At 52.8% G+C, this 25,778-nt stretch carries 27 protein-coding genes; 13 read left to right on the top strand and 14 right to left on the bottom strand.

Translation table 11 applies throughout. From position 1 onward, the window contains the following. Positions 1 to 3 precede the first annotated feature (3 nt). Together purE and KO503_RS01645 are read left to right on the top strand one after the other, a co-directional pair. Positions 4 to 492, top strand: coding sequence for a 5-(carboxyamino)imidazole ribonucleotide mutase (purE, locus tag KO503_RS01650; RefSeq protein WP_215989960.1), 489 nt, complete (start codon positions 4 to 6; stop codon positions 490 to 492). Beyond that, entirely contained in the window at positions 485 to 1,558 is a 1,074-nt protein-coding gene (locus tag KO503_RS01645) for a 5-(carboxyamino)imidazole ribonucleotide synthase (RefSeq protein ID WP_215989855.1), read from the top strand. Before purE ends, KO503_RS01645 begins: the two co-directional genes overlap by 8 nt. A gap of 75 nt (positions 1,559 to 1,633) precedes the next feature. Here KO503_RS01645 and KO503_RS01640 read toward each other — a convergent pair whose 3' ends face one another. The 6 genes from KO503_RS01640 to KO503_RS01615 form a co-directional block, all read right to left on the bottom strand. After that, the gene (locus KO503_RS01640) at positions 1,634 to 2,458 is read right to left on the bottom strand and encodes a DMT family transporter (RefSeq protein ID WP_215989854.1); all 825 of its coding nucleotides are present in this window, start codon (positions 2,456 to 2,458) and stop codon (positions 1,634 to 1,636) included. Between the two features lie 49 nt (positions 2,459 to 2,507). Continuing rightward, complete coding sequence (locus KO503_RS01635; protein WP_252730899.1) at positions 2,508 to 3,302, bottom strand: esterase/lipase family protein; 795 nt, start codon at positions 3,300 to 3,302, stop codon at positions 2,508 to 2,510. 201 nt (positions 3,303 to 3,503) lie between these two features. Continuing rightward, the gene (locus tag KO503_RS01630) at positions 3,504 to 4,013 is read right to left on the bottom strand and encodes a GNAT family N-acetyltransferase (protein WP_215989853.1); all 510 of its coding nucleotides are present in this window, start codon (positions 4,011 to 4,013) and stop codon (positions 3,504 to 3,506) included. 202 nt (positions 4,014 to 4,215) lie between these two features. Continuing rightward, positions 4,216 to 5,865: a chaperonin GroEL gene (gene groL, locus KO503_RS01625; protein ID WP_215944714.1), complete on the bottom strand. Its 1,650-nt coding sequence runs from the start codon at positions 5,863 to 5,865 to the stop codon at positions 4,216 to 4,218. Positions 5,866 to 5,950: 85 nt separating this feature from the next. Continuing rightward, positions 5,951 to 6,238, bottom strand: coding sequence for a co-chaperone GroES (locus tag KO503_RS01620; protein ID WP_215989852.1), 288 nt, complete (start codon positions 6,236 to 6,238; stop codon positions 5,951 to 5,953). Between the two features lie 315 nt (positions 6,239 to 6,553). Then, positions 6,554 to 7,195, bottom strand: coding sequence for a DUF2161 domain-containing phosphodiesterase (locus KO503_RS01615; protein ID WP_215989851.1), 642 nt, complete (start codon positions 7,193 to 7,195; stop codon positions 6,554 to 6,556). Positions 7,196 to 7,331: 136 nt separating this feature from the next. On the opposite strand from KO503_RS01615, the gene KO503_RS01610 reads away from it, so the two are divergent. The 7 genes from KO503_RS01610 (at position 7,332) to KO503_RS01580 (ending at position 12,714) form a co-directional block, all read left to right on the top strand. Further along, positions 7,332 to 8,252, top strand: coding sequence for a manganese-dependent inorganic pyrophosphatase (locus KO503_RS01610; RefSeq protein WP_215989850.1), 921 nt, complete (start codon positions 7,332 to 7,334; stop codon positions 8,250 to 8,252). 76 nt (positions 8,253 to 8,328) lie between these two features. Continuing rightward, positions 8,329 to 8,739, top strand: coding sequence for a GNAT family N-acetyltransferase (locus KO503_RS01605; protein ID WP_215989849.1), 411 nt, complete (start codon positions 8,329 to 8,331; stop codon positions 8,737 to 8,739). An 83-nt stretch (positions 8,740 to 8,822) separates the two neighbouring features. After that, positions 8,823 to 9,698: a TIGR01459 family HAD-type hydrolase gene (locus KO503_RS01600; RefSeq protein WP_215989848.1), complete on the top strand. Its 876-nt coding sequence runs from the start codon at positions 8,823 to 8,825 to the stop codon at positions 9,696 to 9,698. Between the two features lie 133 nt (positions 9,699 to 9,831). After that, on the top strand, positions 9,832 to 10,275 hold the full coding sequence (locus KO503_RS01595; protein ID WP_215989847.1) for a MaoC family dehydratase: 444 nt from the start codon (positions 9,832 to 9,834) through the stop codon (positions 10,273 to 10,275). Positions 10,276 to 10,304: 29 nt separating this feature from the next. Next, positions 10,305 to 11,231, top strand: coding sequence for a bifunctional riboflavin kinase/FAD synthetase (locus KO503_RS01590; protein ID WP_215989846.1), 927 nt, complete (start codon positions 10,305 to 10,307; stop codon positions 11,229 to 11,231). After that, positions 11,228 to 11,677, top strand: a complete 450-nt coding sequence (locus KO503_RS01585) for a YcgN family cysteine cluster protein (protein ID WP_215989845.1) — start codon at positions 11,228 to 11,230, stop codon at positions 11,675 to 11,677. The genes KO503_RS01590 and KO503_RS01585 overlap by 4 nt, the downstream gene beginning before the upstream one ends. Next, positions 11,677 to 12,714, top strand: coding sequence for a threonine aldolase family protein (locus KO503_RS01580; protein ID WP_215989844.1), 1,038 nt, complete (start codon positions 11,677 to 11,679; stop codon positions 12,712 to 12,714). Before KO503_RS01585 ends, KO503_RS01580 begins: the two co-directional genes overlap by 1 nt. A gap of 10 nt (positions 12,715 to 12,724) precedes the next feature. Here the strand turns inward: KO503_RS01580 and KO503_RS01575 are convergent, their stop codons facing one another. Beyond that, positions 12,725 to 13,327 carry a 2-hydroxychromene-2-carboxylate isomerase gene (locus tag KO503_RS01575; protein WP_215989843.1) on the bottom strand — a complete coding sequence of 201 codons (603 nt, stop codon included), beginning with the start codon at positions 13,325 to 13,327 and terminating at the stop codon, positions 12,725 to 12,727. 109 nt (positions 13,328 to 13,436) lie between these two features. On the opposite strand from KO503_RS01575, the gene KO503_RS01570 reads away from it, so the two are divergent. Then, positions 13,437 to 14,453 carry a ribose-phosphate pyrophosphokinase gene (locus tag KO503_RS01570; protein ID WP_215944703.1) on the top strand — a complete coding sequence of 339 codons (1,017 nt, stop codon included), beginning with the start codon at positions 13,437 to 13,439 and terminating at the stop codon, positions 14,451 to 14,453. A 102-nt stretch (positions 14,454 to 14,555) separates the two neighbouring features. On the opposite strand, the gene KO503_RS01565 is transcribed toward KO503_RS01570, so the two are convergent. From KO503_RS01565 to KO503_RS01535, 7 genes are all read right to left on the bottom strand, one after another. Beyond that, on the bottom strand, positions 14,556 to 14,903 hold the full coding sequence (locus tag KO503_RS01565) for an H-type lectin domain-containing protein (protein WP_215989842.1): 348 nt from the start codon (positions 14,901 to 14,903) through the stop codon (positions 14,556 to 14,558). Positions 14,904 to 15,131: 228 nt separating this feature from the next. Then, positions 15,132 to 15,542: a F0F1 ATP synthase subunit epsilon gene (locus KO503_RS01560; RefSeq protein ID WP_215989841.1), complete on the bottom strand. Its 411-nt coding sequence runs from the start codon at positions 15,540 to 15,542 to the stop codon at positions 15,132 to 15,134. A 136-nt stretch (positions 15,543 to 15,678) separates the two neighbouring features. Further along, positions 15,679 to 17,103 (bottom strand): F0F1 ATP synthase subunit beta, encoded by a 1,425-nt coding sequence (gene atpD, locus KO503_RS01555; protein ID WP_215989840.1) that lies wholly within the window; start codon positions 17,101 to 17,103, stop codon positions 15,679 to 15,681. 18 nt (positions 17,104 to 17,121) lie between these two features. Then, complete coding sequence (locus KO503_RS01550; RefSeq protein ID WP_215989839.1) at positions 17,122 to 17,994, bottom strand: F0F1 ATP synthase subunit gamma; 873 nt, start codon at positions 17,992 to 17,994, stop codon at positions 17,122 to 17,124. Between the two features lie 21 nt (positions 17,995 to 18,015). Continuing rightward, a complete protein-coding gene (atpA, locus tag KO503_RS01545; RefSeq protein ID WP_215989838.1) occupies positions 18,016 to 19,551 on the bottom strand; it encodes a F0F1 ATP synthase subunit alpha in 1,536 nt (511 codons plus the stop codon). Further along, the gene (locus KO503_RS01540) at positions 19,551 to 20,111 is read right to left on the bottom strand and encodes a F0F1 ATP synthase subunit delta (RefSeq protein ID WP_215989837.1); all 561 of its coding nucleotides are present in this window, start codon (positions 20,109 to 20,111) and stop codon (positions 19,551 to 19,553) included. Before KO503_RS01540 ends, atpA begins: the two co-directional genes overlap by 1 nt. Positions 20,112 to 20,581: 470 nt before the next feature. Then, positions 20,582 to 21,379, bottom strand: a complete 798-nt coding sequence (locus tag KO503_RS01535) for a methyltransferase domain-containing protein (protein WP_215989958.1) — start codon at positions 21,377 to 21,379, stop codon at positions 20,582 to 20,584. Between the two features lie 63 nt (positions 21,380 to 21,442). On the opposite strand from KO503_RS01535, the gene gloB reads away from it, so the two are divergent. The 3 genes from gloB to KO503_RS01520 all read left to right on the top strand — a co-directional run bounded on the left by gloB (position 21,443) and on the right by KO503_RS01520 (position 25,776). After that, positions 21,443 to 22,228, top strand: a complete 786-nt coding sequence (gene gloB, locus KO503_RS01530) for a hydroxyacylglutathione hydrolase (protein ID WP_215989836.1) — start codon at positions 21,443 to 21,445, stop codon at positions 22,226 to 22,228. A 235-nt stretch (positions 22,229 to 22,463) separates the two neighbouring features. Then, complete coding sequence (gene clpA / locus KO503_RS01525) at positions 22,464 to 24,797, top strand: ATP-dependent Clp protease ATP-binding subunit ClpA (RefSeq protein WP_215989957.1); 2,334 nt, start codon at positions 22,464 to 22,466, stop codon at positions 24,795 to 24,797. Between the two features lie 40 nt (positions 24,798 to 24,837). Next, the gene (locus KO503_RS01520) at positions 24,838 to 25,776 is read left to right on the top strand and encodes a M23 family metallopeptidase (protein WP_252730896.1); all 939 of its coding nucleotides are present in this window, start codon (positions 24,838 to 24,840) and stop codon (positions 25,774 to 25,776) included. Positions 25,777 to 25,778: the final 2 nt, after the last annotated feature.

Below are 25,778 nucleotides of genomic sequence, written 5' to 3'. Positions count from 1 at the left end.
AGCATCGTGAGCGTCAAAGTCGGCATTATTATGGGCAGCCAATCGGACTGGCCCACTATGAAACTTGCAGCGAATATTTTGGATGAATTGGGCGTGGCCTATGAAACCAAAATCGTTTCTGCCCACCGCACACCAGATCGCCTGTGGGCTTATGGCAAAACCGCTGCTGAGCGTGGTTTAAAAGTGATCATAGCAGGCGCTGGCGGCGCTGCACATTTGCCAGGAATGATGGCCTCAAAAACCCGCGTGCCTGTTGTGGGCGTGCCGGTGCAAACCCGCGCCCTGTCTGGCGTGGATAGCCTGTATTCTATCGTGCAAATGCCCAAAGGTTTCCCTGTGGCCACCATGGCCATCGGCGAAGCGGGGGCTGCCAACGCCGGCCTAATGGCCGCTGGCATTTTGGCCACCTCTGATGATGCCTTGGCCGCGCGCCTTGATGCATGGCGCGACGCCCTTGCCGCCTCAATTCCAGAAGAGCCAAGCGATGACTGAAGTTTTGAACACCGGATCGACCATTGGCATTTTGGGCGGTGGACAGTTGGGGCGGATGCTGTCTGTTGCGGCCTCGCGTTTGGGGTTTAAAACCCACATCTTTGAACCAGGCTCTAACCCGCCCGCAGGCCATGTGGCCGATATGGTGACAACAGCGTCTTACGAGGATGAAGCCGCGTTGCAAGCTTTCGCATCTTCTGTCGATGTTATCACCTATGAATTTGAAAACGTGCCGACATCTGCACTAGATTTATTGGAATCTGTCAGCCCTATTCGCCCAAACCGCCGTGCTTTGGCCGTGTCGCAAGATCGCATCACGGAAAAGGAATTTCTATCAGGTCTTGGCCTGAAGGTTGCGCCCTATGCGGCTGTGGATACGGCCGAGGATTTGGACAAAGCGCTGGCCGAGATTGGCGCCCCTGCGATTTTGAAAACCCGCCGCTTTGGCTATGACGGCAAAGGCCAAGCTCGTATTATGGATGTGGCTGATGCTGCGCCTGCTTTGGCTGATATGGCCGGTGCGCCGTCGATTTTGGAAGGTTTCGTGAACTTTTCCCATGAGGTATCAGTGATCGCCGCACGCGGCCAAGCCGGCGATGTATCTTGCTTTGATCCTGGCGAGAACGTGCATGTGAACGGCATTTTGCATACCACCACAGTGCCCGCCAATCTGACCAGCAACCAGCGCATGGATGCCGTGCTTTTGGCTGCGAACATCCTCAATGCGCTCGATTATGTTGGCATTATGGGAGTCGAGTTGTTCGTCACGCCTGAGGGTTTGGTGGTCAACGAGATCGCCCCCCGCGTACACAACTCAGGCCACTGGACGCAAAACGGCTGTGTGATCGATCAGTTCGAGCAGCACATTCGCGCTGTGGTCGGCTGGCCTTTGGGCGATGGCAAACGCCATTCAAACGTGGAAATGCTGAATCTGATTGGCGATGACATGGATCGCGTGGCGGATTACGCCAAAGATGGCAGCGTAGCCTTGCATCTTTACGGCAAGGCCGAAGTCAAAGCAGGTCGTAAAATGGGCCATGTGAACAAGGTGACAGGCGCCGCGTGATCCGCGTCTCGAGTATAAATAAAACGCCGTGCAAGAGTTTGCGCGGCGTTTTGCGTTTCGGTGTTTCGAAAAATGTTAGCGCTTCACCAATGAAATTCCGACACCGCCCAACACCAAGGTGCTGGAGATCATCAGTTTCAGCGTCACAGGCTCGGCAAGCCAAATCACCCCACCCACCGTGGCCAAGATTGGCACCGACAGCTGCGCCACACTGGCACGACTGGCCCCCAAACCGGGCAGTACCGCGTACCAGATCGCGTAACCAACACCTGAAGTGATCGCCCCCGCAACGATACCCAAAAGCACACCGCCAGCCGTGATATCATCTTGCACGATAAGCCAAGCCAGCACGGCAGGCACAAGAGCCAAGGCAAAGTTATAGGCCGTATCTGCCAGCGGGTTTTGCGCGCCACGCCCCAGCAATGAATAGACGCCCCAGCCAAAACCAGCGGCCATCATCGCCAAACAGGCCGCAAAGGGCAAAGCAACATCACGGCTCGGCCAAAGCAGGTAGCTTAGACCACCAAGAGCCACGAGCGCACCGAGCCAGCGCAAAGGGGGGATCACATCTTTGCCAAGGCACGCGCCACCAAACATAGTGATCTGAACGGTGCCAAACAGCACCAATGCCCCTGCGCCAGAGGGCAATGCGAGATAGGCGATGGAAAACCCAAGCATATAAAGCGCGAGCATGGTGGCGGGCATAAGTCGCGTTTTCAAACGCAAAGCAGGCATAGCGCCACGCATGCGCGTTAAAACCAGCAACATGACAGCACCAGCCGCCAGTCGCACAAGTGTAAAGGCAAACGGATCAGATCCCCCCACGATGGCAAGGCGCGTCAAAACAGAGTTCGCAGCAAAGGCCGTCAAAGCAGCGATTGTGAGCCAAAGAAGTTTCATACGCGCGGATCCTTATCGGGGCCTCAGCGTCACTTGTTGCTGAAGATCATCAATTGCCAGCCTTGAGATATTTCACGGCCTGAACTGTGGTCATACTGACCTCGAACCGTCCTGTCTTTAAAAACATGAGGGTTTGCGCCATCACTTTTGGGTTATGCATCATGAAAGTATGTGTCACAGGCAAGGTGATATGGGCGCGCATCCCAGCGACTTTGGTGGACTCGATAGACACTTTTCCATCGTCGATCCCTTCAACCAAAGCCGAAGTCGCTGGGTTCAAAGATTGACTGCCCGCGATGATGCCCGCTTCAAATGGCACGGGCGGCAAGTGGTCAGGCAGTCCGCCAGTTTTCAGCTGCTCTGCTGCAGGGCCGTTGAGCAGTTGAAACCATTTGCGGTCACCATGCTCATCAATGATGCCAGACCCATGATTGGGCGGAGCCAACATCACCACGCGCCCCCAGTCAAGTTTAGGGTGCGCTTGCGCATAGGAACGCAACAAAATGCCCCCCATCGAATGGGTGACCACATCAGGGGCAGTGTCATCGGCGCAAGTCTGGCGTGCCGTTGTCAAAGCCGTTTCGGCCAGTGCTTCAATTGTGGCCGAGCGTGATGGATAGCCTTGGTTCACCACGTCAAAGCCCGCATGGATCAATGAGCGCTCAAGTGTCATCATAGAAGTCTTGGTACGTGCCAACCCGTGCAATAAAATCACGCAAGCGCGCGCGTCAGCAGTTGGTGTGACTTCGGCCTGAACGGGGACCTTCGACAGACCAAAGGTCAACGCTGAAAATAAAGCAAAAACAATAGGTTTTTTCATGATTTCAATATGGAGATCAATCATAGGGGGTTCAATAGGCTTGCCTCCCCCACGGCCTGAGCCGCGCGCTCTCATCATTCAAGAGTGCCGTTTGTTGCTGGTGAATACTTACCCAAAGCATCATCTGGGCTTCTGGTGCGCCCCAAGCGGCAGGAAGGAACGTAGCACCAGAATTCTGCCCCGCGATTTACGATCCGCTAGAGGCCATTTTCAAACAGGGCGCGTTTAGGCTGAGGCGGTGGGTGGCGTATCACCAACAGTCGTGAAGGCGTCTGCGTAGATCACGTCGTGGGATGACAAACCTGTACCCGGAGCAATAGGGTAAAGCGATGTAAATTCTTGCGCAAAAGGAAGTTGCAAGTTTTGTGCGGCCGCTTGTGAAAAACCGACTTGGGCAAAATATGCAGGATCGCCGACCACAATGACCGCTGGCGCTTTTTCGCGGCGCGCATGATTCATTCCACGATATACCAATTCGCGACCAACGCCTTTTTTGCGATGATTTGACGACACCACCAAAACAGTCAAAGCCCACCAGTCGGCAGGACTAACCATTTTTGCGCAGCACAGATACCCAACGATTTTCGTGCCCTCAATGGCCAAACGCTCCATCGCAACCATATTGGTTTCACGCAATTTTAGAATGGCTTGGTAAGTATCAGGTTTGCCAAATTCACTGTCCAAAAAAATGGAAAGGGCAAGATCGTCTGATTGTGTAAGTGGGCGCAATTTCATGATTTATTCTTTCGAACTTAGGTTGCCCCAGTGGTCTCGCGTTCGGCCAGAAATGACAAGTCAAATTTTGTGTTAAATGACGATTAGAAATAAGTCACGGCTTGAACTCGGTGAATTCCTGTGCGGTTTGCCCCAAAACGCGAAAACGGGGGGCGCTTTACACACCCCCCGCCGTCTCTATTTCAGTCAGATGACCGGCTGATTACATCATGCCGCCCATGCCGCCCATGCCGCCCATGTCAGGCATACCGCCACCTGCAGCGCCGCCGTCTTTGGATGGTTTTTCAGCAACCATAGCTTCGGTTGTGATGAGCAAGCCAGCGATAGAGGCCGCGTCTTCCAATGCTGTGCGTGTCACTTTGGCTGGGTCAATCACGCCGAAGGAGAACATGTCGCCATATTCTTCTGTTTGCGCGTTGAAGCCGAATGACAGGTCATCAGATTCACGAACTTTGCCAGCCACAACAGCACCGTCAACACCAGCGTTTTCAGCGATCTGACGCAAAGGTGCCTCAATCGCGCGACGCACGATTGCGATACCAGCGTCTTGGTCAGCGTTTTCGCCTTTAAGATCGATAAGACCTTTACCAGCTTGAACCAGAGCGACACCGCCACCCACAACGATACCTTCTTGAACCGCAGCGCGTGTCGCGTTCAATGCATCGTCAACGCGGTCTTTGCGTTCTTTCACTTCAACTTCGGTCATGCCGCCAACGCGGATCACTGCAACGCCGCCTGCGAGTTTAGCAACGCGCTCTTGGAGTTTTTCACGATCGTAGTCAGATGTTGTTTCTTCGATTTGCGCGCGAATTTGGCTTACACGTGCTTCGATTTCAGCTTTTGCGCCATTGCCTTCAACGATAGTTGTTTCGTCTTTGGTGATGGATACTTTTTTCGCAGTGCCGAGCATGTCCATAGTGACGTTTTCAAGCTTCATGCCGAGATCCTCGGAAATCACTTGGCCGCCAGTCAAGATCGCGATGTCTTGCAACATGGCTTTGCGACGATCGCCGAAACCAGGTGCTTTAACAGCTGCGATTTTCAAGCCGCCGCGCAATTTGTTCACAACCAAGGTTGCAAGCGCTTCGCCTTCAACATCTTCTGCAATGATCAAAAGTGGTTTTTGTGATTGGATCACAGTTTCCAAGAGTGGAACCATGGCTTGCAAAGAAGACAGTTTCTTTTCGTGCAAGAGGATGACGCAGTCTTCCATCTCGGCAACCATTTTGTCTGGGTTTGTCACGAAGTATGGTGACAAGAATCCACGGTCGAACTGCATACCTTCAACAACAGTTGTCTCAGTTTCCATGCCTTTGTTTTCTTCAACAGTGATCACACCGTCGTTGCCAACTTTTTGCATAGCGTCTGCGATTTGACGACCGATTTCAGCTTCGCCGTTGGCAGAAATTGTACCAACCTGCGCAACTTCAGCGGAATCGTTTACAGGGCGTGACGCCGCTTTGATCGCTTCAACAACGTTTGTTGTCGCAAGATCGATGCCGCGCTTCAAGTCCATTGGGTTGAGGCCAGCAGCAACCTGCTTAAGACCTTCTTTGATGATCGCTTGGGCCAAAACAGTCGCGGTTGTTGTACCGTCGCCAGCTTCGTCATTGGTACGGGAAGCAACTTCCTTAACCATTTGCGCGCCCATGTTCTCGAACTTGTCTTCGAGATCGATTTCTTTGGCAACAGACACACCGTCTTTGGTGATGCGTGGTGCGCCGAAAGATTTGTCCAGAACAACGTTGCGGCCTTTAGGACCGAGTGTCACTTTAACAGCGTTTGCGAGGATGTTCACGCCGCGGAGCATTGCATTGCGGGCGTCTGTATCGAACTTGACTTCTTTAGCCATGAGTTCTCTCCTTAAGTCGGATTAAATTGAATGAAGAGACATCAGCGCGGCACGCGTATTTGCGGCTGCGCCAAAGGGAAATCGCTTAAGCGATGATACCCAAAATGTCGGATTCTTTCATGATGAGCAGCTCTTCGCCGTCAACAGTGATCTCTGTACCGGACCATTTGCCGAAGAGAACTTTATCGCCAGCGGCAACAGACATAGCGATCAATTCGCCGTTGTCTTTGCGTGCACCTTCACCAACGGAAACAACGATAGCTTCTGCTGGTTTTTCTTTTGCGGAATCAGGGATGATCAACCCGCCAGCTGTTTTCTCGTCGCTTTCAACGCGGCGAACAACGACGCGGTCGTGAAGTGGTTTAAAGGCCATGTGGAACGGCTCCTTGCACAAAGTTTCAATTCTATTTTGCCCGTAAGCAAACTGTGATCCCCGCCTAAACGGCAAAGGTAAATTCATCGTTAGCACTCAAGGTGTCCGAGTGATAACGATGCATAGTTAGGAACGGATTGAAGATGTGTCAACACGCGACGTCAAGAATTCTTTAAATACGCGTGTCGACCTGTGCGGGTAATCTATGGGCACAGAGCATTCCTCATGACCCTGCCCTATTGACAATCAGGCTAAAGAAATATGAGCGCCCCCTCTGGTAGTGAAGGTCGCCAAGAGGGACATAATAATCTCGTGTTAATCTCGTGCGCTGTAAACGCCCGTCTCAACCTTCTCAAACCATCCATAATGATTAGATCGCATAATAGCCGTCGCGCGTTCAACGCCGGTTTCTTTCGCGACCACTGCGCCTTTGGTTGGTCCGTGTTTTTCTAAGTAGTCACGGCATTTTTCCGCGTCTTGTCGGTAGGCTGTGTTGCGCGCACCGCCGGGAGTGCCGCCTATGTTGCGGTCGCCGGTTCTGCCTTTGAATTCCTTCAGCGTGGTCTCTTTGCGTTTTAGGTTTTTGCGGGGCTTGAATGGCTTTGGCTCGTTATGCACTTGCATCGTACCCTCTGCCACGTTCACCGAAATCATACCCATCTCAAGGCGTTTGCAGATAGAGATATTGCCCTTGAACACTTTCCAAGCGGCACGGCCTTTCCATCGGGGCACGGCAACATAGACTTGATCTGTGATGCTTTGGCGCGCGATGGCTTGGTGCAAAAGCTTGAGTGAAAAAACTGTCTTCAACTCGACAATCACAGGCGGCGCCTCTGGATCGTCGAGACGTATGGCCATGACATCCGCATCCTTGACCTCGGCCTTTACCTCATAGCCAAGCGCCTCGAAATGGGCTTTCACAGGCAGATACAGATCGGTTTCGCGCAGTTTGCTCATGCCGTGTTGTAACGAGACAGATCAAGATGGGAAAGCCCCGCGACACGCTGACCGCCGCGCCCTGATCTGAACAGGTGACAAGCAATGCTGCACTGCCTATAAGAACGAGAAATCGCTCTTTTTACGGATATATCACATGACAACTTTCGTTTTTGGCCACAAATCCCCTGACACCGATTCCACAGGTTCCCCTATCATCTGGGCGTGGTACCTAAATGAGATCAAAGGCGAGGCATCCGAAGCTGTTTTGCTGGGCGAGCCAAATACAGAAGCGGCTTTTGTGATCAAAAAGTGGGATTGCCCAAAACCACAAATCAAAACCGCATTTGACGCAGACACCAAAGTTGTCATCGTTGACACCAACAATCCAGCTGAATTGCCAGATAATATCAACGACCTTGATATCACGGCGATCATCGACCACCACAAACTGGTGGGTGGCTTGGAAACCAAAGGCCCGATTGACATCACAATCCGCCCTCTGGCCTGTACCGCGACGATCATGTTCGACCTGATGGGCGAAGATGCGGCCAAAATGCCAGATTGGGTCAAAGGCCTGATGCTGTCTTGCATCTTGTCTGACACGCTTGAGTTCCGTTCACCGACCACAACAGACCACGACAAAGCTGTGGCTCAGAAATTGGCGGCTGAATTGAACATCGATATGGCGGCCTATGCGGCTGAATTGTTCGAGGCCAAATCTGACGTCTCCGCCTTTTCTGACGCTGATCTGATCCGCATGGATTCAAAAGAGTTCACTGTTGAAAGCACAAAGTTCCGCGTCTCTGTTTTGGAAACGACGGCACCGAAAATCGTGCTCGACCGCAAGGCTAGCCTTTTGGGTTCCATGGTTGATGTCGCCGCCGAGGATGGCGTGGATCACGTGCTCTTGTTCGTTGTCGACATCTTGAACGAGGAAGCGACTTTGTTCATCCAAAACGACACAGTCAAAACCGTCGCAGAAAAATCATTCGGCGCGACAGTGACCGGCGATGCAGTTGTTTTGCCTGGTATCATGTCTCGCAAGAAACAAATCATTCCGAACCTCAAAGTCTAAGCGTTACGGAATATCTAAATGATCTAAAGGGCGCTCCATCGGGGTGCCCTTTTCGTTATTATGCATGAGGTTTTACATGATAGAGCTGTCACACGTCGAAAAAACTCCCGAAGGTGAAGCACGCATTTTGGATCTTTTGATCGCCGATGCCCTGCACAAAGGTGTCCCCTTTGAAACAGAGCATTGGCAAATTGATGCAACTGAAGATGATGTTTTCCTTGGCGGACTAACAGCCAAGGCCAGCAAAGACATGGTTTTTGTGCAATTTCTTGCTGTCGATATCACAGCCCAAGGGCGCGGTATCGGACAGCAGTTGCTAAGAGCGGTCGAAGATCGTGCCCGTAAAGCTGGCAAGCACGGCATTTGGCTCGACACATTCGCGTTCCAAGCACCTGAATTTTACAAAGCACTCGGCTATACAGAATTTGGGCGCCTGACAAAGGCGCATTTCGGCCAAGACCGTCTGTTTCTCGTAAAATACCTTTGAAGACTGCGCGTGCGGCGCCCGTCTCTTTCCTTTTACATGCCCAATCTATACCACAGCCATGAACCGCAATGCATGAGGCCGCTATGACCCGCTTGATCCAAAACCTGTCCGAGATTTCCACCAATTACGATGCACTGTTTGTTGATCTTTGGGGCTGCGTGCACAACGGGATTAAAGCCTTTCCAGAGGCTGTGAAAGCCTTGCAAGACTACCGCAAGGGTGGCGGTATCGTGATTTTGGTGACCAACTCTCCACGCCCTTGGCGCTCGGTTGCAGCACAGATGCTTAGCTTTGGCGTGCCCGAAGACGCCTATGACGCCATCGCCACCTCAGGCGATTCTGCACGCACGGCGATGCATATGGGCGCTGTCGGTCAAAAAGTGTACCACATCGGCACGCCTGACGAGATCGCGGTGTTCTTTGCCCCCAGCGATATTTTGGATGACGCGCTTGAGATTGAAACAGTGCCTTTAGAAGAGGCCGAAGGCATCGTTTGCACTGGCCCGCGTGATTCTATGGCTGATGTCGATGTAAATAGGCCTGAGTTTTTATATGCCAAGCAAAAGGGGCTCAAATTGCTCTGCGCCAATCCTGATATCGTTGTGGATCGCGGCGAAACACGGGAATGGTGCGCAGGGGCTCTGGCCGCTCTTTACACTGAAATGGGCGGCGAAAGCCTGTATTTTGGCAAACCTCATCCACCTATTTATGATCTTGCGCGTCGGCACTTGTCAAAAATCGCGCAGGTGGATGACGCGAAAATCTTGTGTATCGGTGATGGCATTGGCACAGACGTTATGGGGGGCATTGGCGAAGGCTTGGACGTTTTGTTCATCACTGGCGGCTTGGCTGCGCATGAGTTTGGCGAGGATCCAGCACATCCAGAGCCTGAGCGTTTGAAAATGTGGCTTGCGGACCAAAATCTGTCACCAACGGCAGCAATTTCCTTTTTACGCTAATTTCGACCAAAAATTCATCGCGCAATTTGATAATTTAATCTGGCAAGATTGTGCAATTAAGTTGCGTGCTAAATTGACCCATGATCTACCTTGTGTTATGCTGCAACGCAACATGACCAAGGACTCGCCTTATATGCTCGACAATTTTCCCCGCGGGACGATCTGTATTGAAGATATCGAAATCGGTATGACCAGATCCTTGCGCAAAATCGTCACAGACCGTGATATCGAACTGTTTGCCGAGGTTTCGACCGACCGCAATCCCGTTCATCTGGATGACGACTATGCTCAAGACACCATTTTTGAAGGCCGTATCGCCCATGGTATGCTGACCGCAGGTCTCATTTCTGCGGTCATCGGCGAGCAGTTGCCTGGTCATGGGACGGTCTATTTAGGGCAAACGCTTAAGTTTCTCGCCCCTGTGCGGCCCGGTGATATGGTGCTGGCAGAGGTCATAGTGAGCGATATCATCCATGCGAAACGACGTGTCGCCCTTGAATGTAAGTGCTCGGTGGGCGATACCGTGGTTCTAAAGGGCGACGCCATGGTGCTTGCGCCCAGCCGCAAATTTGATTGACGCGCGGGGGTTGCCCCGCGAGGAGCCCCATGAAGACGCACACACATTGGACAAACATCCCTGACACCGCCCGTGGGGCCAGTGCCGCTATCGGAAACTTTGATGGCGTTCACCTTGGCCATTGTGCGGTGATTGACATCGCGCGCGCGCATGGCCCGCTTGGCATTTTGACGTTCGAGCCCCATCCCCGCGAATATTTTGCCCCACACAGCAAATCCTTTCGCCTGATGAATGCGGAATCGAAACAAAGTCGCTTGGAAAAAAATGGTGTCGAACATCTGTTTCAGTTGCCTTTTGGGGCTGAATTGGCGGCGATGCCTCCCGAAGACTTTGCGCGAAACGTTCTCAAAGACGGCCTTGGCCTCAGTCATGTTGTGGTCGGATCTGATTTTTGCTTTGGCCAAGGCCGTGCAGGCACAGCCGACGATTTGGTGCGCTACGGCAAAGAGATGGGCTTTGGCGTCACCGTCGCGCCTTTGTTGAAAACCGAAAGTGGAATTTCCTCATCATCCGCCATTCGCGAAGCTTTGGCCGACGGGCGCATGACCCACGCCAAAGATATGCTGGGCCATTGGCACCGTATCGAGGGCGCAGTGAACCACGGCGACAAGCGTGGGCGCGACCTAGGATTTCCCACCGCGAATATGTCCATCGACGGGCTGCACGCACCTAAATTTGGCGTCTATGCCGTGCTGGTCGATGTGCTGACAGGCAAAAACCAAGGCAGCTATCACGGCGCTGCGTCCTTGGGCGTCAAGCCGACCTTTGGGGCGAATGTGCCTTGCCTTGAAAGCTTCATTTTCGATTTTGATGGCGACTTGTATGGCGAACATCTGTCGATCGGGTTTGTCGAATTCCTGCGCGGCGAAGAAAAGTTTTCCAACTTGGATGATCTGATCACCCAGATGCACGCCGATTGCGACAAAGCACGGCGCATTTTGGCGTCTCTCACATGACCCTGCGCCCCCGCTTTTGGGAGGAAGTGCCTCTCACCAAAATGAACAGCGACGAGTGGGAAGCGCTCTGTGACGGCTGTGGCAAATGTTGTCTGAACAAGATCGAAGACGAGGACACAGGCGACGTGTTTTTGACCCGTGTGGCCTGTCGTTTGCTTGATGATCAAAGCTGTCAGTGCGGCCAATATGAGACGCGCAAAAGCATTGTACCAGAATGCATTATGTTGACCCCCAACACCTTGGAAAAACACATCTATTGGATGCCCGAGACCTGCGCCTACCGTTTGCTGCACAAAGGCCATGCCCTGCCCAAATGGCACCCGCTTTTGACCGGCGATCCGCAAAGCGTCCATGACGCGGGCGTCTCGGTGCAAGGTATGACAGTCTCTGAATTGAACGTAGAAGATGATGACTGGGAACACCACATCATCGAGGAACCAGTCTGATGTTTTTCGCCTCTGACAATACCTCTGGGGTTCACCCCAAAATCATGGAAGCCCTAGCCGAAGCCAATAGTGGCTTTGCCCCTGCTTATGGCAATGATCACTACACAGGCGCGCTGCAAGAACGCTTACGGGATATGTTTGATGCCCCTGATGCGCGGGTCTATCCGATGACCTCTGGCACGGGCGCCAATGCGGCACTTTTGGCGGCAATGACCCCGCCTTGGGGTGTGATCTATTGCCACGAGACCGCGCATATCGAAGTCGATGAACGCGGCGCTGCGACGTTTTATGCAGGGGGCGCAAAGCTCAAGGCGCTGCCTTCACAAAACAGCCGCATTGACGCGGATCTGTTGCGCGCAAAAGTATCTGAGGACCGCAGCAACACCGATGTACACGGGATGCCGCCCGCCGCTGTGTCTTTGACCAACCTCACCGAATTTGGCGAACTTTATACGCCAGCCCAAATCGCAGAGATCGCCACGGCATCTGCCCTGCCCGTCCATTTCGACGGCGCGCGCTTTGCCAATGCGATGGCCACAAGCGGCGCGTCACCTTGGGAAATGACCCGCGAATTGAGCACGCTCTCGCTGGGAGCCACGAAAACCGGTGCAATGGCCGCAGAAGCCGCCGTGGTGTTTGATCCAGAACTGGCCCAAGCCTTTGAAAGCCAACGGATGCGTGGCGGGCACAATATATCAAAAGCGCGTTTTGTCTCGGCGCAGATTTTGGCATGGCTTGAGAATGATCTGTGGCTTGAATTGGCGGCCCATGCCAATGCTATGGCCGCGCGCTTGTCTGCTGGGATCACTGATCTGGGCGGACATCTGAATTATAGCGTCGACGGCAATATGATCTTTGCCACCCTGCCCCGCGCCAAACATGCGCAGGCCAAGGCGAAAGGTGCTGTCTATCATATCTGGGGCGCGGACACCGCGCTGACCGATGATCCAGACACGCCGCAGATGGCGCGTTTTGTGGCCAGCTGGTCCACGACGCCTGCGCATGTGGACGCTTTGCTGGCCGCTTTCGCAGATTAGACTGAAACGCCTAGATTTTGCCCTCAAGGTGAAGCTCTAGGTCCTCAAGGCTGTTTTGACCCCAAAACCGCTCGTCTGAGTCTTTGACGATGTAGAATGGTGACCCGAAGACGCCCGCAGCCAAGCCCTCTTCCGTGTTGCGCACATAGGTTTCCGCCCCTTGCAGCATCCCTGTCATCGACAGCATCGGATCGAACCCGCCTGCTTTGAGCGCCTCAGCGATCACAGCGTCATCGGCGATGTCTTTATCTTCGGCCCACATGGCATGGTTCAAGGACGCGATCACAGCCGCGACATCGCCGCCGCCCGCATTGACCGCAGCAATGATTGCATAGGATGCAGGCGCTGCGTTGGTTGGCCAGAACTGCGCATCCAGTTTAATTGGTAGGCCGGTTTTCTTGGACAAACGCGTGAGTTCTTGAGTGCGATACACTTTGCGCCCCTCAGGACGATCGGCCGGCTTTTGCGCGCCCAAAGCATCAAACATCGTCACGATGTCATAAGGCTTATAGTTGATCGCCACGTCATGCTTGGCCGCGATTTTTTCCAAACGATCCCCCGCCATGTAGGCAAAACCCGAAAGCAGTGAAAAATAGTAGTCAATTTGTTTCATTATGCGTCTCTCCTGATCAGCGCTGTTTTCAAGACCGTAGAGGGATGGTAAGCGGTGTCAACATCACGATTCCATGACATTTGCTCAATAACTCATCGGGAATGCTGCAATGGCAAACGCTTCTGAACCTAAACTTATTTCTGGTAACGCGAACAGACCGCTCGCACAGTCTGTCGCACGTCGCTTGTCGATGCACCGCGGGATGAATGTGCAACTGTGTGACGCCCGTGTTGAACGCTTTAATGATGGCGAAATTTTCGTCGAGGTGTACGAAAACGTGCGCGGCGAGGACATGTTCATCATCCAGCCGACGTCCAACCCTGCCAATGACAACTTGATGGAGCTGCTGATCATCACGGATACCCTGCGCCGCTCAAGTGCGGGGCGCATCACGGCAGTGATCCCCTACTTTGGCTATGCACGCCAAGATCGTCGCACCAAGGCCCGCACGCCGATCTCGGCCAAGCTGGTCGCCAATCTGATGGTCGAAGCAGGGATCGAGCGCATTTTGACCATGGATCTGCACGCGACACAGATCCAAGGGTTCTTCGACATTCCAGTGGACAATCTCTATGCGTCCCCTGTGTTTGCTTTGGACATCAAACACCACTTCAAGGACAACATGGAGGACATCATGGTGGTGTCCCCTGACGTTGGCGGTGTGGCCCGCGCCCGCGAACTGGCCAAACGCATCGACGCGCCTTTGTCTATCGTCGACAAACGCCGCGAAAAGCCCGGTGAAATTGCTGAAATGACTGTGATCGGCGACGTGGCAGGCAAAAAATGTATCATCGTCGATGACCTTTGCGACACAGCTGGTACGCTGTGTAAGGCGGCAGAGAACCTCATGGACCACGGTGCAGCAGAGGTCCACGCCTATATCACCCACGGCGTGCTGTCAGGCCCTGCGGTTGAACGCGTGACCAATTCGGTTATGAAATCCTTGGTGATCACGGATTCTATCCAAGCCTCCGATGCGGTTAAAAATTGCCCTAACATTCGCATCGTGCCCACTGCTCCGCTGTTTGCCCAAGGTATCATCAACACATGGAACGGCACATCGGTGTCGTCTTTGTTTGACAACGAGACCTTGGTGCCTTTGTACGAAGGCCACTACCACTTCTAAACGGTCAGAACAGTCGATGTAAAAGTGGCGCGGAAGGGAAACCTTGCGCGCCACTTTTCAATTTAGGCTCAGGCTTTGGACCATTGCCTGTCTGTCAGGGTGTTAAACGTCCCAGTCATCGGCATGGCGTACTGGACCAATGGCCATCCAGTCGGCGCGTACACGCGCCACACGGGTGTCCCCCCAGGTCCGAAACACAATCACAAACCCTTCTTCCGTTACCATTTCAGCGCAGATATCAACGCGGTGGTTGGTGGCTTGATCAATATCAAGCATCGACAGCCCAACTGTAATCATCGGCGGCGTTGAAAAAGGTTCATCGAAATCAATCACGCGGCGCAATTCTCGCGGACCAGTGCCGGTCCACATCACCCCACCGTCTTGGAAGTCGGAAAACAACAAAAGGGAATCTTGCTCAATGCCCAGTTGGTGCGTGTCAATTCTTTGCATAAGTCAGTATATCTCTAGCGTTCTCAATCGGTCGGACGAAGCCTAAGGAGCAGCCAATTGTCAGTTGTGCCACTCTAAGCTGCACCTTTAGTCTTGTCCACGTTCAGACGATCTAAGTGCGCATTACGGCATTTTGATGCAGCCACAATGACGACAATCGGGATATTATATGCAAAAAGCCCCTTGGCGCGAACCAAGGGGCTTTTAAAATCAAAACAGTGCCAGACGTTACAGGTGAGCGTCGAAGCCCAAGTGTTCAGCAATGTGGACGAGATCCGCGAGAAGCTTTTGCGTCTCGTGGTGCGCATCCACCTCTGCCGCCTCATGCGCCTGAGTTGCAGTGGACACCAGATCAGCAAGAATCTCAGGTGTCACTTCAGCACGTGGCAAAGCAATTTCAGCCAAAACAGAAATGGTGTCTGCTGACAGTTCAGCAAAACCGCCTGTGACAACAAACTGCTCTTCGCCTGCAGCACCCTTTACGGTCAGGAAACCGGGACGCAATGACAAGATGGTTGGCTCGTGGCCAGCCATCGCAGTCAAGTCACCGTCGGCGCCTGGGATCTGCACCTCGGTCGCAACCATAGACGCAAGTTTGCGCTCAGGAGAGACGAGGTCGAATTGGACAGTATCAGCCATGAATGGCCTCCTTTAAAGCGTTTTGCCCCTGCCACCGATCCGTCACAGTAGAAAGCATCTACGCGATGATTGGTGACAAACGATCCGAGATCACGCCCTGATGGGCATAGACCCCGAACCGTTTGGAGTGTCAGACTTAAGCAGCGTCAGCCGCCATTTTCTCAGCTTTAGCAAGCACTTCGTCGATGCCACCAACCATGTAGAAAGCGCCCTCTGGAAGGTGATCGTACTCACCAGCCACAACAGCTTTAAACGATTTGATAGTGTCTTCGAGAGGAACCTGTTTACCGTCAGCGCCGGTGAACACTTTCGCAACATCGAATGGCTGGGACAAGAAACGCTCGATTTTACGGGCGCGTGTCACAGTCATTTTGTCGTCTTCTGACAGCTCGTCCATACCAAGGATGGCGATGATGTCTTGCAAAGACTTGTAACGCTGCAAAATTTGCTGAACGTCAGTCGCCACTTTGTAGTGCTCGTCGCCGATGATCAAAGGATCGAGCAAACGAGATGTGGAACCGAGTGGGTCAACCGCTGGGTAGATACCTTTCTCAGAGATGGAACGATCGAGAACGGTCGTCGCATCCAAGTGAGCAAAAGATGTCGCTGGCGCAGGGTCAGTAAGGTCATCCGCAGGCACGTAAACCGCTTGAACGGAGGTAATAGAACCGTTCTTTGTGGATGAGATGCGTTCTTGCATCGCGCCCATGTCGGTCGCCAGTGTTGGCTGGTAGCCAACCGCAGATGGGATACGACCCAAAAGCGCAGACACCTCGGAACCGGCTTGTGTAAAGCGGAAGATGTTGTCGACGAAGAACAGAACGTCTGAACCGGATTCGTCGCGGAATTGCTCAGCGAGGGTCAAACCTGTCAAAGCAACACGCATACGCGCACCGGGAGGCTCGTTCATCTGACCGTAGACAAGAGCAATTTTAGACTCTTCAAGGTTGTCAGGAACGATAACGTTGGATTCGATCATCTCGTGGTAAAGGTCGTTGCCTTCACGCGTACGCTCACCCACACCCGCGAACACAGACACACCAGAGTGCACTTTCGCGATGTTGTTGATGAGTTCCATGATGAGAACTGTTTTACCAACACCCGCACCACCGAAGAGACCAATTTTACCACCCTTCGTGTAAGGCGCGAGGAGGTCGATAACCTTGATGCCTGTCACGAGGATTTCAGTTGCTGTGGACTGTTCTTCAAACGCAGGCGCTTCGCCGTGAATGGCGCGGCGGTCTGTTGTGTTGACTGGACCTTTTTCGTCAACAGGATCGCCTGTGACGTTCATGATGCGGCCCAAAGTCGCTGTACCAACTGGAACAGAGATCTGGTTGCCAGTTGCTGTCACGTCTTGGCCACGTACGAGGCCTTCAGTCGCATCCATAGCGATGGTACGAACGGTACCTTCACCAAGGTGTTGCGCAACTTCGAGAACCAAACGGTTGCCATTGTTGTCTGTTTCGAGCGCGTCCAAAATTGCCGGCAAGTCGCCGACGAACTGAACGTCAACAACGGCGCCAATCACCTGCGTGATTTTGCCTTTTGCTTGTGCCATGTTTCGTTACTCCGGTTCTTAGAGCGCTTCAGCGCCCGAGATGATTTCGATAAGCTCGTTGGTGATGACAGCCTGACGCGAACGGTTGTATTGAATGGTCAGTTTGTCGATCATGTCGCCTGCGTTGCGTGTGGCGTTGTCCATAGCGGACATGCGCGCACCCTGCTCGGAGGCAGCATTTTCCAAAAGAGCTGCAAAGATCTGCGTGGCGACGCCGCGCGGCAGAAGGTCTGCGAGGATGGCTTCTTCGGAAGGCTCGTAATCGTAGAGCGCCCCACCGTCATCTTCACTGGCTTCATATGCTGCTGGGATAACCTGCAAAGCTGTCGGAATTTGGGACACAACGTTGACGAACTTTGAATAAAAGATCGTCGCAACGTCGAACTCTTCCGCATCAAAACGACCAAGGATATCCTTGGCGATGTCTTGTGCGTTGGCATAGCCCAAACGTTTCACGCCACTCAAATCGACATGGCCGATCAAGAGGTCACCGAATTCACGGTTCAGCTGTTCACGACCTTTTTTGCCAACAGTGAAAACTTTCACTGTTTTGCCAGCCGCTTGCAATTCCGCGACACGTGTTTTTGCGAGTTTCACGATCGAAGAGTTGAAGCCGCCACACAGGCCGCGTTCTGCAGTCATCACGACGAGCAATTGCACATCGTCTTTGCCCGTCCCGGCAAGAAGCCGGGGCGCGCTATCAGAGCCACCAACTGATGCGGACAGCGCCCCAAGAACGGCGTTAAACCGTTCTGTGTAGGGGCGTGACGCCTCAGCCGCATCTTGGGCGCGGCGCAATTTTGCGGCCGCGACCATTTGCATGGCTTTCGTGATCTTGCGTGTGGATTTCACACTCGCGATCCGATTTTTCAGGTCCTTGAGATTAGGCATTTAACTGTCCTTTTCCCGGGCTTAAGCGAAGGTTGCTGCGAATTCGTCCAGAACAGCCTTCACCTTATCGGCGGCGTCGCCTTTGATTTTTGGATCCTCATCAGAAATCCAAGTCAAAAGATCTTTGTGCTTGCCGCGCAAGAACTCAAGAAGGCCTTTCTCGAAACGCGCCACATCAGAGACTTCGATTTTGTCGAGGTAACCGTTTGTACCCGCGAAGATCACGCAGACGATTTCTGCGTTGGTCAGCGGAGAGTACTGAGCTTGTTTCATCAATTCTGTCAAACGCGCACCACGGGCCAGCAATTGCTGAGTGGAGGCATCAAGGTCAGAACCGAACTGAGCAAAAGCAGCCATCTCGCGGTATTGAGCGAGAGACAATTTCACTGGACCAGCAACGGAAGACATCGCTTTTGTTTGCGCAGATGAACCAACACGTGACACAGACAAACCAGTGTTCACCGCAGGGCGGATACCTTGGTAGAACAATTCAGTTTCCAAGAAGATCTGACCGTCGGTGATGGAAATCACGTTGGTTGGAATAAACGCAGAAACGTCGCCACCTTGAGTTTCAATGATAGGCAAAGCTGTCAAAGACCCTGAACCATACTCTTCGTTCAATTTTGAAGAGCGCTCAAGAAGTCTGGAGTGAAGGTAGAAAACGTCACCTGGGTAAGCTTCACGTCCTGGTGGGCGGCGAAGAAGCAAGGACATTTGACGGTAAGACACAGCTTGCTTTGAAAGGTCATCATAGATGATCAAAGCGTGGCGACCGTTGTCGCGGAAGTGCTCAGCCATAGCTGTCGCAGCGTAGGGCGCCAAGAACTGCATAGGTGCAGGATCGGACGCAGTCGCAGCCACAACGATTGTGTACTCAGACGCACCGGACTCTTCGAGCTTTTTAACAAGCTGAGCCACTGTGGAACGTTTTTGACCAATAGCCACGTAGATACAGTACAACTTGTCGTTTTCAGACGTTGCAGCATCGTTGTAGGATTTTTGGTTGAGGATGGTGTCAAGCGCCACAGCTGTTTTACCAGTTTGACGGTCACCAATGATGAGCTCGCGCTGGCCACGGCCAACTGGGATCATCGCGTCAACAGATTTAAGACCTGTCGCCATTGGTTCGTGAACGGATTTGCGTGGGATAATGCCCGGCGCTTTCACGTCAGCCACGAGGCGTTTGGACGTTTTAATTTCGCCCTTGCCATCGATCGGATTGCCAAGGCCGTCTACGACGCGGCCTAGAAGTTCGTCACCCGCAGGAACGTCCACGATGGAGTTCGTACGCTTAACTGTGTCGCCTTCTTTAATGTCTTTGTCAGACCCGAAGATAACGATACCGACGTTATCGGCTTCAAGGTTAAGTGCCATCCCGCGGATACCGCCGGGGAACTCAACCATTTCACCAGCCTGAACATTGTCGAGACCGTAAACGCGGGCGATACCATCACCAACGCTCAGTACACGACCAACTTCAGCAACTTCGGCATCTTTGCCAAAGTCTTTGATCTGATCCTTGAGGATCGCAGAAATTTCAGCTGCTTGGATTCCCATTATCCGACCTCTTTCATAACATTCTGGAGGGACGCGAGTTTGGAGGCGATTGACGTATCAATCATCTTCGAGCCCACTTTAACGATAAGACCGCCGATGATGCTATCATCCACGGTCGCATTGATGGTGACGTCTTTGCCAAATTGAGCCGACAAAGTCTTGGCCAATTTGTCACTCTGCGTTTTGGTCAAAGCCTTAGCAGATGTAACGTCCGCAGTCAGTTCGCCGCGCTCTTCTGCAAGCATGGCGTTTAGTGTCTCCACGAGTTGTGGAAGCACAAAAAGACGACGGTTTTGCGCCAACAAGGCCAAAGTATTGGCCATGATGGGCGAAAATTTCGCTTTTTTCGAGATTGCTGAAACAACAGCACCATGTTCCTCACGCGAGACAACAGGTGATGCGATAACCGCATTCAAGTCAGCACTATCGGCCAAAGCCGATGCGAGAGACGCAACATCGCCCTCAAGCGCTTTTAGCTCTTTGCTTTCCTTGGCCAGATCAAACAAGGCCGTGGCATAGCGTGCGGCAATACCGCGGGAAATCGAAGCTGGTTCGGACACGTCCACCCTTCCGATGTCGTTGGGCCTTCCCTCCTCAATACACGGATTTATGTACATCAAAGGTCGGGCATCTTGAGAAGCCCGTGCGGATGCACAGGCAGCAAAAATCGCGCTGGGTATAGCTGAGCATTTGCTACCTCGCAACCTTGTTACTGACCAGTCGTGCCAAGATGTCGCGGGGTGATTTACGTAAAATCAGTAACTTAGGGGAAATGGGCTACCAAAGGGATGAAAAAAAGTTAAATGGTCTGCCTAAAATTCCACAGAATTGGACGAATCTGTAGCAGAATCTTAGAAATGAACGCGCTGTTTCCTTCACAGGGCAAGACTAAGAACATGCTTCATCATCAATGGATATAACGCTAGAGGCTGTGAAGGCCCCCGTCAGGTTGCCAACATTTAGGACACAGCGCCTTGGCATGAGTGCCATAGTAGCAACGTGACCTCTCGCTCAGATTCTTCACCCTCGACTACGCTGACTTCGTCGCGCCCGTGTAGGCCGGCTTCGCCGCTCCTGTATAAGCCGGCTTCGCCTCTGGCACAGGCCGTAACCCACCCAATACGCCTTTGGCACGGCGGATGGCTTGGGGACTCCCCGTGCCTGTTTGGGCGTAAACTTGTTTCGACACTTCCAGCATCAAAACCCCACCTGCCAAGTGATCCGTCACCTGGCGACCAATTTTCTCCAACACTGGCCCAGAACGCAGCCAGAATTTTTTATTCGAGGGCGGTTGAAACAACACGGCCTTGTGGCGTTCAGGCACAAAATTTGCGAGCTTAAGCTGCGCTTCCAATTGCCCCAATGAATAAGGGCGCCCATATCCAAACGGCGTGCTGTCAGAGCGCGACCATACCCCGCCACGATTGGGGACAATGAACAACGCCTTGCCCCCCGGTCCTAGGACGCGCCAACATTCATCTAACAGTGCGGTTTGGTTTTCCGAAGTCTCAAGTCCGTGCATCACCACAAGTCGGTCCACAACGCCCGTTTGCAACGGCCAGCGAATTTCTTGACACAGCGTCGATGTATTTTCCATACCCGCAGGCCAATGCATGACCCCCTGTTGATCAGGCATTAAGGCCACCACACGGCGTGCATCGGCCAAATAAGGGCGCAACAACGGCACGGCAAAGCCGAAACCTGCTACGGTTTGGCGCGACGCATCGGGCCAATAAGACACCACTTGATTGCGGATCACACGCTGCGCCGCCCGCCCCAAACCAGTGCGGTAGTAAAAGTTTCTAAGATCAACAACGTCGAGATGCATTGAATATTCGAGGCCCATGACACAGTGTTAAATTGACCATGACTCAAAAAGCGGACAAATACCATGACAGAACTCGTCACATTGCCAGTGCTCAAAGATAACTACGCATTTTTGCTGCATGACGCGGCATCAGAATTGACCGCTGTTGTCGATGTTGCCGATCACGCGCCTATTCTGGATGAGTTGGACAAACGCGGTTGGCCGTTAACGGATATATGGATCACCCATCACCATTGGGATCATATCGACGGGCTGGCCCCCCTGTTGGATGCCTGTGCCTCTCGCGGATGGTCCCCGCGTGTTGTGGCTGCACGCGCTGATATGCACCGTTTGCCCGCCGATCTGATCACCTATCAAACTTGTGACGGTGATACATTTATGTTCGGAAGCACCCCCGTGCACGTCATTGATGTACCAGGCCATACGGTGGGCCACATCGCGTTCCACCTGCCCGACATCGCCACCCTGTTCACCGCCGACAGTCTTATGGCGCTCGGCTGTGGCCGTTTGTTTGAAGGCACGCCTGCGCAAATGTGGGACAGCTTGCAAAAATTGCGCGCTTTGCCCCCTCAAACCACCGTTTGCTCAGGCCACGAATACACCCAAAGCAACGCCGCCTTCGCCATCACGGTTGATCCTGACAACGCCGCCCTTAAAGCACGGATCACAGATATCACTGCAAAACGAGCACAAAACCTACCCACTGTGCCCTCTACAATGCAGCTAGAAATCGACACGAACCCGTTTTTGCGCGCTGACGATTCAGCGTTAAAAACAGCCATCGGCATGAGCGATGCGAGTGATTTAGACGCTTTCACTGAAATCCGCGCCCGAAAAGACAGGTTCTGATCTTGCATTTGGCCCTTGCAAAGACAAGGCTACAGCATACATCATGATAACAAAGGGGCGGTAAAACTACGCTGTGCCGAACAAATATTGGAATGACTGGTCAAAATGACGTGTCTTAACCAAGAAATATCTTGAAGTGCGCAAGTATAAATCGAACTTTAAGAGTATGAGGCAACGGTGGCTATAGGGCCGCTATATGTCCCGTCTGGACCCGAATGAAAGGAGCACCCCCACAGTGCCATCATTTTCGAACACCCTAGAGCATGCTATTCACGCAGCGTTGGCGCTTGCGAATACGCGCAAACATGAGCTCGCAACGCTTGAGCATCTTTTGCTCGCGTTGATTGATGAACCTGACGCAGCCCGCGTGATGCAGGCCTGTAATGTAGAATTGGAAGACCTGCGCAAAACGCTTGTCGACTATATCGAAGATGATCTGACAACGTTGATCACAGATGTTGAAGGCTCTGAAGCTGTCCCAACAGCCTCGTTTCAACGTGTTATTCAGCGCGCGGCGATCCATGTGCAATCATCAGGTCGCACTGAAGTGACCGGAGCCAATGTGCTGGTGGCAATTTTTGCCGAACGCGAATCCAACGCGGCCTTTTTCTTGCAAGAGCAAGACATGACACGCTACGATGCGGTGAACTTCATCGCGCATGGCGTTGCCAAAGATCCTGACTTTGAAGAAACCCGTCCGATCACAGGCGCTGACGAAGACGGCGATGGGGCCGCTATGGGCGGACCAACATCTGGCGGCGAAGAAAAAGAATCCGCATTGGCAAAATACTGCGTCGATCTGAACAAAAAGGCCGCTGAAGGGGATGTGGACCCCCTCATTGGGCGCTCGCATGAAGTCGAACGCTGCATCCAAGTGTTGTGTCGCCGCCGTAAGAACAACCCGCTTTTGGTCGGTGACCCTGGTGTTGGCAAAACTGCCATCGCTGAAGGCCTCGCACGCAAAATCGTTGATGGGGAAACTCCAGCCGTTTTGTCAGGCTCTACAATCTATTCGCTTGACCTTGGCGCTTTGCTGGCTGGCACGCGATACCGCGGTGATTTTGAGGAACGCCTCAAAGCCGTGATGAAAGAACTCGAAGATCACCCCGATGCTGTTCTCTTCATCGATGAAATTCACACAGTCATTGGCGCGGGTGCCACTTCTGGCGGTGCGATGGATGCATCTAACTTGCTCAAACCTGCTTTGGCGGGTGGTAAGCTGCGTTGCATGGGCTCGACAACTTACAAAGAGTTCCGTCAACATTTTGAAAAAGATCGCGCTTTGGCCCGTCGTTTCCAAAAAATTGATGTGAATGAGCCTTCTGTCGATGATGCTGTAAAGATTCTGATGGGGATCAAACCCTATTTTGAGGAACATCACGACATTCGCTACACCAATGATGCGATCAAAACAGCTGTCGAATTGGCTGCACGTTATATCCATGATCGCAAACTGCCTGACAAAGCCATCGACGTCATTGACGAAGCTGGAGCGGCACAACATCTCGTCGCGGAAAGCCGTCGTCGCAAGACAATCGGCACCAAAGATATCGAAGCAGTGGTGGCAAAAATCGCGCGCATTCCTGCTAAAAACGTCTCTAAGGGCGATGCGGAAGTGCTTAAAGATCTCGAAGCCACGCTCAAACGTGTGGTTTTTGGACAAGACGACGCCATCGTCGCCCTGTCGTCAGCCATCAAATTGGCGCGAGCGGGCCTGCGTGAGCCTGAAAAACCCATCGGCAACTATTTGTTCGCTGGACCAACGGGTGTGGGCAAAACCGAAGTGGCCAAACAGCTTGCTGATACGCTTGGGGTTGAGCTTTTGCGCTTTGACATGTCCGAATACATGGAAAAACACGCTGTTTCACGCTTGATTGGCGCTCCTCCTGGCTATGTTGGTTTTGACCAAGGCGGCATGCTCACTGACGGTGTGGATCAACATCCGCATTGTGTGCTGTTGCTTGACGAAATGGAAAAAGCCCACCCTGATGTCTACAATATCCTGCTTCAAGTGATGGACAACGGGAAGCTCACCGATCACAACGGGCGCACGGTTGATTTCCGCAATGTTATTTTGATCATGACATCGAACGCCGGCGCGGCAGAGCAAGCGAAAGAAGCCATCGGCTTTGGTCGTGATCGTCGGACGGGCGAAGACACCGCAGCTATTGAGCGCACATTTACGCCGGAGTTCCGCAACCGATTGGATGCTGTGATCTCTTTCGCGCCACTGCCAAAAGACGTGATCTTCCAAGTGGTCGAAAAATTTGTACTGCAACTCGAAGCACAACTTATCGACCGTAATGTACAAATCGAACTGACACAGGCTGCCGCCGAATGGCTTGGCGACAAAGGCTATGACAGCAAAATGGGGGCGCGTCCTCTTGGCCGTGTGATCCAAGAGTACATCAAGAAACCGCTCGCCGAAGAATTGCTCTTTGGTAAACTGGCCAAAGGCGGTGTTGTTCAGGTTGGCATCAAAGATGGGAAAATCGATCTACGAATCGAAGAACCAGGCGATCGCAAAATCGCCGCGCGCAAAAAGCCACCTTTACTGACAGCTGATTAAATTGATGATGCGCGCTCGAACATTGTCTGTGACAATATCCATGTCCCTCGCTAGCCCAGTGCTGGCGGGGGATATCTCTTTGGGCCTCCCGATTGACTGCGTGATCGGCGACAGCTGCTATATTCAAAACTACGTCGATGCCGATCCTAGTGACGCTATGGCCGATTTCACCTGTGGCAATCTCAGCTATGACGGCCATAAAGGCACAGACTTTGCTTTGCCGACGGGCCTTGATTTACAGGACAATGTGCCTGTTCTTGCCTCTGCCGCAGGCACAGTGACCGCAACGCGCGACGGCATGAAAGACCACCGCCAACGCACGGCGGGCGCACCAGACGTGACGGACGTTGAATGTGGCAATGGGCTTGTCATCGATCATGGCGCGGGCTGGACCACGCAATATTGCCATATGATGCAAGGCTCAATTCACGTCAAAAAAGGCGATCGCTTAGACAAAGGCGCGCTCCTAGGCTATGTTGGTCTATCGGGCATGACCGAGTTTCCCCACGTTCATTTGGCAGTCAGAAAAGACGGCAAAGTCGTTGACCCATTTCGGCCAGACCCCACAACCACATGCGGTGAAACCGATGCACGCACCCTGTGGGACAGCCCACTCACCTATCAGTCATCAGGCCTATTATCTGTCGGGATTACGTCCAAAATTCCAGATTACAATGATGTCAAAGCAGGCACAGCACAGGCTGAAACCTTGCCCACCGACAGCTCTGCTTTGGTCGTATTTGGATTTGCTTTTGGGGGCCAAGACAGCGATATCATGCGTCTAGAACTCACCGGTCCAAATGGTACGGTTGCCAGTCGCGATGTTACTTTGAACAAGCCCCAAGCCCAATATTTCAACGCAACGGGGCGAAAATCATCAACGGGGTGGCCTGCTGGTACTTATGTAGGCACAGTCCAGATCATACGTGACGGAGAACTGTTCGACGCCAAAACGAACCAAATTACAGTGGTACCCTAGAG

Source organism: Pacificibacter marinus, assembly GCF_018860505.1.
Taxonomy (GTDB): Bacteria; Pseudomonadota; Alphaproteobacteria; order Rhodobacterales; family Rhodobacteraceae; genus Celeribacter; species Celeribacter marinus_B.
Note: the sequence above shows the minus strand (reverse complement) of the source record. Positions and strands in the feature narration are given on the sequence as shown.